Below are 8,385 nucleotides of genomic sequence, written 5' to 3'. Positions count from 1 at the left end.
AGCAGGGCGCTTGACGGCAACGAAAAGGCACAGATCCGCCTTGACAGCGGGGCCTGGAGCGATCTGGCCGTCACCGGCACGGCATGGAGCCACACCACCAGCGAGAACCTGAAAGAAGGAAAGCACAACTACGAAATTCGTGTCGTCGATACCGCGGGCAACCTCGGGGCCGCAAAGGCGCAGACGGTGACCATCGACACGACGCCGCCAACTGGCAACATCACCGTCAATGCCCTGAGCACGGCCGACACCACGCCCACGATCACCGGCAATGTTTCCGGCTTGAAGGCGGATGAAAGCGTGTGGGTGACTTGCAATGGCGTGACGTACAAGCAAGGGGTCGACGCCGCCTTGAAGGTGACGGGATCGACCTGGTCGCTGGCCATTCCGGATTCACAACCGATCAACAAGGACGGCGCTTCGGATGCGGTCCTGAGCATCGATGCCCGAATCGTCGACCAGGCGGGCAATGCCAAGAGTGCCGGCAGCGATTCGAAGATCACGGTCTATCGCGATGCGAGCGTGATCCGCTCACAGAGCTATGACTACATGGCTGAAACGCAGCCCGCCCTGATCGGCCGCGGCAAGATCGGGACCGGCGAGACGATGTTCGTCGAGGTGGCCGACAGCAGCGGCAATGTCGTGAAGAAGTTCAGCAGCAGCAGCAGCGCGAGCGGCGTGAAGATGGACGCCGGCCTTGGCAGCTGGTCGATTTCTCCCGAGGCATGGGGCTCGACCCATCTGGCGAACGGCTCCTACACCGTGAAGGCCTACGTTGGTGTTGCCGACGGCTCGGGCGGGCAGGAGTCCGGTCAAGAAAAGTTCGAGATCGTTCAGCCTGTGATCCACAAAGCAACGGACGACAAGGGCCATGTAGTGCCGAGGACCTACGCTCTTGCGGACGGAAGCTATTGGATCTTCTACGCAGCACCGGAAAACAATGTATTCACGGGCCCGTACGTCTCCTTCAACCTGTATGCACAGAAATTTTCGCAGCAGGGTACGCCGATCGGCGCTCAAGTTGCGATCGCGGCCGAAGCTGGCGTCCGAGAGGCGTATTCGTTCCACGTAGGCATGAAGAATGTCGGGCAGTACGACGTTGCATTCAAGTCCGACGGATCGTTCGGCGTTTTCTACGCTACTTTTTCGCCTGCTTCCGTAGTCAAGTCCGGAGAAAACAGCAAGCTGGTATACATCGCGAACTTCGATGCCGACGGCAAGCTGGTAGAACGCCGGCCAGTGCAAGGACTGACCAACAGAACGCAGTGGGATCAAAATACGATCGCGGCGCCCGTCTATGTCGACATGCCGGATGGCCGGCACGTGCTGCTCTACGCTATGGGTGGTGCGTACTCATTCGACATTTACCAGATTCGGTACAACGCCGACGGCACGGCCATCGACAAGAACAGCATGGCGCTGACCTCCGACGGCCGGACAAACGGTTTTTCAATGGACCTCCATCGATTGCCCGGCTATGACCTGTCCGATGGCTATGCGACCACGGGCATGGCGGCGGTTGCGGTGAGCGACAGCAAGTACGTAATGCTCTACACGAGCCAGAAGTACCAGAACACACCAGGACTAGCCACCAGCAACATGTTTGCGCAGGTGTACGACTTTGGCACGGGGAGAGCAGTTGGTGCGGAAATCAGGGTGAACTCCGAGTGGGTTGGTACGCAGATGGGCGCCCAGGTGCTGCGGCTCAAGGAGGGCGGGCTCGTTGCTGTCTGGCTCTCCGATCACACCGCCTACTCCCCTTTTCCCGTGGACAGATCGACGTCGGACAATTTCGACGTCTACGCAAAGCGCCTCGCGTGGGACGAGGCTACCCAATCGATCGTTGCCAAAGACACGCAGGAGGTGCGGGTCAACACTACGACCAATGGTGCCAACGGCGTGGACTTCTGGAACTTCAGCGTTCACTTCGGAGCCGCAGCACTTGCTCACGGCGGCTATGTGGTGGTGTGGAGCAAATTCACCAGCAGGTACACGTCGGAGGTCTATGGACAGACGTTCGATGCAGCCGGCAACAAGCTTGGCGGCGAGACCTTGATCTCGGTCAATGGCGCATCGGCAGTCGACATGATGCCCCGCGTGACCGAGTTGCCGGATGGCGGCTACGTGGTGACCTGGGTGAAAACGCTTGACGGCGCTAGTTCGGATCTTGCGGTCAACCCTCCGTATGTACACGGAGGAACCATCCAGTCCATCGTCGTGAATGCCGATGGATCGATCCGGGGCTCGGGCGATACCAAGACCTACCCGGTAACGGCCAGCTACATCGACGGCGGCGGTACGCTGAACGGTAACGACGCCGTCAACACGCTCGACGGCCGCAAGGGCGCGAGCGTTTTGAACGCCGGTGGCGGAAACGACTACATCATCATCAAGGACACCAGCTTCACGTCGGTCGATGGTGGTGCCGGCAACGACACGCTGATCTGGGATTCCACGCAGAACCTCAACTTCAGCGACGTTGCCGCCAAGGTGAAGAACATCGAGACCATCCACCTCGGTGACAAGAACGCCAACACCCTGAAGCTTTCGCTGAGCGACGTGCTGGGCGCATCGGGCACGACCGATACCCTCGTCGTCCTGGGCGGCAGAACGGACCGCGTGGTGCTCGAAGACTCATGGTCCCTGGCCGGGTCGCAAGTCTGGCGTGGGGAGAAGTACAACGTCTACTCCAACAAGGAGGATGGCGCTGCGTCTCTGTGGGTCCAGGCAGGTGTGAGCGTCGACATGACGGCCGCGCTTCGAACAAATGATGCGGAGCCCGACGCTGACGGTGCGATCTTCATCAGCCCGCTCGGTGCCAAGGACACGGTGCTCTACAAGTTGCTCGCTGCCGATCACGCCACCGGTGGCAACGACGTGGATGCGCTCGATCTGTTCACGGTCGGCGACTTCGAGGGAACGGCCGATGCGAACCGCATCGACCTGAAGGAGTTGCTCGTCGGCTACATGGCCGATGCGGATGGCGCTGCGCGCTACATCGAGGGCGTTGCCACCATCGACGCGGGCGATTCCATCAGCGAGTACCTCAGCACGACGGTCAGCGGCGGCAACACCATGCTGAGCATCGATCGCGACGGATCGGGCAATGCCTATTCGGCAACGCCGCTGGTCACGCTCAACGGCGTGACCACCGATCTCGCGACGCTGCTCGCCAACCATCAGCTCGTGCTGGCCTGAAGCTCATTGCCGGACGAGGGAAGGGGGCGCGCTGCGCGCCCCCCTTCCTCTCGACCGGCTTCATGAAGTCACGCACATGCTGAATCTTCGCAATCTTTCCCGCGCCGTCGTCGTCGGCGGTGGGGCCGCAGGCTGGTTCGCTGCACTGACCCTGCGCCGCATGTTCGCGCCGCATGTCGAGGTGAGGGTGATCGAGTCGCCCGCCGACGGCGCCACCGACACCGTCGGCGCGGACGAGGGCGGTCTGCTCAACCTGGTCGAGGCGCTGCGCGGCAACGGCATCCGGCTCGACGAGTTCGTGCGCGAGACCGGTGCCACCTTGAATCTGGGTATCAGCTACGAGGGCTGGCGCACCGGTGCCGAAGACGACTGCTACTACCACCTCTTCGGCCGACCGGGCCTGCAGGAGATCGACTGGACGGAGCGTGGCTTTCATCCGCTGCTCTCCGGCATGGTGCACGAGGGCATCGAGCTTCACCGGTACATACCGGGCTTCGCCTCGATCGCATCGAACGCTTCCCAGCAGCAGACCAAGGCGATGCTCCAGCTCGGGGAGAGCTCCGGCCTGTCAACGTCCTTTCATTTCGACACCCACAAGCTGGCGGAATATCTTTGCCGCGTGGCCGTCTCGCGCGGCGTGGTGCACCAGCAGGCCCGCGTCGAGGAACTGGTGTGCGATGCGGGCGGTATGGCGTGCGCAGTGAAGCTCGAGGGCGTCGAAGAAGCGCTCGAACTCGAACTGCTGATCGACGCCTCGGGACTGGCGCGGCTGGGCATCGGCAACAAGCTCGGCGTGCGCTGGCACTCGTTCTCCGAGTACCTGCTGCCGGACCGTGCCGTGCCCTTCCACATGCCGAATCCTCAGCCCAACCCCTCGCTGGTCACGCGGGCGATCGCGATGCCGGCCGGCTGGATGTGGCAGATACCGCTGGCCGAGCGGGTCGGCGCGGGCTACGTCTTCAGCAGCGCTCATACCGACGAGACGAAGGTCATCGACGAGATCCGTTGCCGTATCGGCCCCGGCATCGAACCGATGCGCGCGCTGAAGTTCGAGTCCGGTCACTTCGCGCAGGCGTGGGTTGGCAACATCATGGCGGTCGGGCTGGCTTCGGGCTTCGTGGAGCCGCTGGAGGCCACTTCCATCGGCCAGCTGCTGGAGCAGCTGCGCAACTTCGAGCGCATCGTCACGGCCTGCGACGGCGTGGTGCCCGGCCACCTGATCGACGGCTTCAACGAGGCCAATGCGCGTTGCTGGGCGGGCATTCGCGATTTCCTGCGTATGCACTACGACTGCCCGCGGCGCGACACCGACTTCTGGCGCGACGCGGCGGGCCTGCCGCTGCCGCCAAGCTACGCAGAGCTGCGCGAGTGCTTTCAGCAGCGCACACCGCGGCTCATCGACGTGCAGAACTACGTCGCTCACGGATGGCGTGGAATCTTCCACCCCGTGAACTGGCTGTTCGTGGCTGCGCCGCTGGGCGTGGTGTCTCGAGAGGCCGCCGCCACCGAACTGGCGAGCCTGCCGGTTGCCAGCCGCAAGCGCGTGGCCGTCTATATCCACCGGATGCGCGAGCTTGGCGCGGCCGGCAACTTTTCCTGCAAGGAAGAACCATCCAGGTGAAATCGAGCACAACCCTTTGCATGGCCGCATGGCTGTCACTTGCCTGCTTGCCCACGGCTGCGCAGGTCGAGCCCATCGAACTGAAGTCCGCGCGTTCGCTTGCCCCGAGCACGCTCGCGCAGGAGCTGGGGAGTGCCGGGCCTGCCCCTGTGCTGCAGCCCCAGGCGCAGGCGGCCGCGGAAAACGCGAAGCCGCTCGAACTGGCCGATGCAGTGCGTCGGGCGGTGGGACGCCATCCCTCCATCTCCGATGCCATCGCCACGCTGGCGCAGCAATCCGACGGCGTGGAGGTGGCGCGCGCCGGCTACTACCCCCAGGTGCGCTTCGGCGCAGGCAGCGGCTTCAATGGCGGGGGCTCCGCTTCGGCCCGCAGGCGCGGCACCGGTGTGCTCGCCACGGCGTCGGTGTCGCAGATGCTCTACGACTTCGGCAAGGTTTCTGGCGCGGTGGACCAGTCGGAAGCCCAGGTGCGACGCCAGCAGGCCACCGTCCTCCGGCAGATCGACGCGGTGGCGCAGCAGACGGCGGATGCCGTCGTGAGAGCGCACCGCTACCAGTCGCTCGTCGCCATCGCGCAGGAGCAGGTCGCCGCGGTGGAGAAGGTCCTGGAGACCGCGAAGCTGCGCGCGACATCGGGCCTGAGCACGAAGGCCGATCCGATCCAGGCAGAGTCGCGCGTCGACAGCGCACGCGCCAACCTGCTGCATGTGACGTCACAGCTGGCCCAGTCGCGCGAACGCCTGGTCACGCTGCTGGGCGGGCCCGCGCCGGCGCTCATTGCACCACTGCCGCAGCGCCTGGCCAGCGAACCGCGCGTCGATCAGCTGCCGCCGGACGCCAGGCTCATGCCCGAGGTGCTGGTCGCAGAGGCCGAGCGGCGGGTCGCCGCAGCGCAGCTCGACATCGCCAAAGCCCAACGCTATCCCACCGTCAGCCTCGACGTGTCCGCCAGCAAGGCGCTGGGCGGCGTGAACCCCGCCACGCAGGAGCGCAACGGCACCAATCATGCGGTGATGATCAACCTCACCAGCGCGGTCTACCAGGGAGGCGCGCAGGATGCCCAGGTGCGCGCAGCCCTCGCCGCAGAGGAGGCTGCGCGCATGCGCATCGAGGCGGCCCGCCTGAACCTGGGCGACCAGGTGCGCAGCTTGCGTGAACAGGCCATCGGCGCGCAGGCCCGGCTGGGCGTGCTGGCCGAGCGACGTCGCAGCATCGTCGAGGCGCGCGATCTCTACCGCGAGCAGTACACGCTCGGCACGCGCTCCATCCTCGACCTGCTCAATGCGGAGCAGGAGATCCACCAGGCCGCTGCCGACCAGGAGGCCGTGCTGCACGACCTCTGGGAAAGCCGCATCGGCTACATCGGCGCCACCGGACAGGGGCGCGCCTATTACGGCCTGAACAACACCGTTGTCCAGGGAATGGAGCTGCTTCCATGAACCTCCCTGCGCAGTACACCGCGTGGCTCGATGCCATGCACTACGTCGCGCGCCACTACGGCATCGGCGTCTCGCAGGAGAGCGTGCGCGCCTCGCTGGCCTGGGAGCGAGGGGCGCCGCTGGACACATTGCTCGATCACATGGCGCGGCAGCTCGGCCTTGCGCTGCGGCTCGACGCCTTTTCCGTCGCGATGCTCGACCCCTGGCGCCTGCCGCTGGTGGTGGAGTTCGACAACGGCGAGGTCGGCGTGGTGCGCGCGGCCGACGGGCGCGGCATGCTGGGTGTGCTGCTGGGGGGCGACCAGGGGCTGGAAACCGCGGTGCCCTTCGACGAGGTGCGCCGGCGCGCGAAGCGGGTGGCGATATTGCGGCCGAACACCGCCGTGGCCGATGTCCGCGTGGACGACTACATCAAGCCCTACCGTGCCAACTGGTTCTGGACCATCGTGCTGCGCGACTGGCGCCGCTATGGCGACATCGTGCTGGCCTCCGTCTTCGCCAACATGCTGGCGCTGGCGTCGACCATCTTCTCGATGCAGATCTACGACCGCGTGGTGCCGGCGCAGTCGGAGTCCACGCTGTGGGTGCTGTTCGGCGGCGTGATGCTCGCCGTGGCCTTCGAGTTCCTGCTGCGCATGTCGCGCACGCACATCTCCGACGTGATCGGCAAGCGCGCCGACCTCAAGGTGTCGGACCTGGTCTTCGGCCATGCGCTGCGGGTTCGCTCCGACGCGCGCTCCAAGTCCACCGGCTCCTTCATCGCCCAGGTGCGCGAGGTGGAGCAGGTGCGCGAGCTGCTCACGTCCACCACCATCAGCGCGGTGGTCGACCTGCCGTTCTTCCTGCTCTTCCTGGGCGTGCTGTGGCTGGTGGCGGGCCCGCTCACGCTGGTGGCGCTGGCGGCCGTGCCGCTGCTGGTGATTCCGGGGCTTCTGATTCAGAAGCCGCTCGCGCGACTGGCCAACGAAGGCATGCGCGAATCGGCGCTGCGCAATGCGCTGCTGGTCGAGGCGGTCGAGGGCATCGAGGACATCAAGCTGATGCGCGCCGAGCCGCGCTTCCAGAACCAGTGGAACCACGCGAACGACGTCGCCGCCGGCGTCAGCATGCGCCAGCGCTTTCTCACGAGCCTGCTCATGACCTGGACGCAGGAAGTGCAGACCATCGTTTACGCAGTCGTGCTGCTCGCGGGCTGCTACCTCGTGATGAAGGGCGACATGACGACGGGCGCGCTGGTGGGCTCGTCGATCCTGGCCTCGCGCATGATCGCGCCGCTCGCGCAGCTGTCGGGCGTGTTCGCGCGCTGGCAGCAGGCCAAGGTGGCGCGCGCCGGTCTCGACCAGCTGATGCTGCGGCCGGTCGACCAGCCCGAGCGCGCGCGGCGCGTGCACGTGCCGTCCCTGCGGGGCAGCTACAACATCACGGGTGTCGAGTTCCGCTACAACAAGGACGACAGGTACCCGGCGTTTGCGGTCGCGCAGCTGCAGGTCCGTCCCGGCGAGAAGATCGCGCTGCTCGGACGCATGGGCGCGGGCAAGTCCACGCTGCTGCAGCTGATGGCGGGCCTGCAGACGCCGCAGCGCGGCCACGTGGGCATCGACTCGCTCGACATCTCGCTGGTCGATCCGGCCGACCTGCGCCGCGACCTGGGCCTGCTCACGCAGAACGCGCGGCTCTTCCACGGCTCCATCCGCGACAACGTCACCATGGGCAGGCCGCTGGCCACCGACGACGAGGTGGTGCAGGCCCTCGCCATGGCTGGTGCGCTGCCCTTCGTGCAGTCGCGCCACGAGGGGCTGGGCGAGCTGATCCACGAGGGCGGCCTCGGGCTTTCGGGCGGACAGCGGCAGGCGCTGCTGCTTGCGCGCACGCTGATCCGCCAGCCATCCGTGGTGCTGCTGGACGAGCCGACCGCGCATTTCGACGAGTTCACCGAACACCAGGTGATCGAGTCGATGGGCCCCTGGCTGGCGTCGCGCACGCTGGTGGTGGCGACGCACCGCATGCCGGTGCTGCGCTGGGTGGACCGCATCGTCGTGATCGACAGCGGCCGCATCGTGATGGACGGGTCGAAGGACCGAATTCTTGGAGAGCTTTCCCGTGGCAACGCCTGAGGTCCCGACATCC

The 8,385-nt window shown here is 65.6% G+C and carries 4 protein-coding genes; all 4 read left to right on the top strand.

All coding sequences use genetic code 11. The annotated features are described in order from the left end of the window. Positions 1–3,198, top strand: a 3,198-nt coding sequence (locus EJO71_RS10500; protein ID WP_125948068.1) for an Ig-like domain-containing protein, incomplete at its 5' end; no start/stop codon positions are given. Positions 3,199–3,274: 76 nt separating this feature from the next. Beyond that, a complete protein-coding gene (locus EJO71_RS10495) occupies positions 3,275–4,819 on the top strand; it encodes a tryptophan 7-halogenase (RefSeq protein WP_125948069.1) in 1,545 nt (514 codons plus the stop codon). After that, positions 4,816–6,258 (top strand): TolC family outer membrane protein, encoded by a 1,443-nt coding sequence (locus EJO71_RS10490; RefSeq protein ID WP_240651310.1) that lies wholly within the window; start codon positions 4,816–4,818, stop codon positions 6,256–6,258. Before EJO71_RS10495 ends, EJO71_RS10490 begins: the two co-directional genes overlap by 4 nt. Further along, complete coding sequence (locus tag EJO71_RS10485; RefSeq protein ID WP_125948071.1) at positions 6,255–8,372, top strand: type I secretion system permease/ATPase; 2,118 nt, start codon at positions 6,255–6,257, stop codon at positions 8,370–8,372. The genes EJO71_RS10490 and EJO71_RS10485 overlap by 4 nt, the downstream gene beginning before the upstream one ends. The last annotated feature ends 13 nt before the right edge of the window (positions 8,373–8,385 follow it).

Source organism: Variovorax sp. 679, assembly GCF_003952185.1.
GTDB lineage: Bacteria > Pseudomonadota > Gammaproteobacteria > Burkholderiales > Burkholderiaceae_C > Variovorax.
The sequence above is the reverse complement of the archived record's forward strand: the minus strand, read 5'-3'. Positions and strand labels throughout refer to the sequence as shown.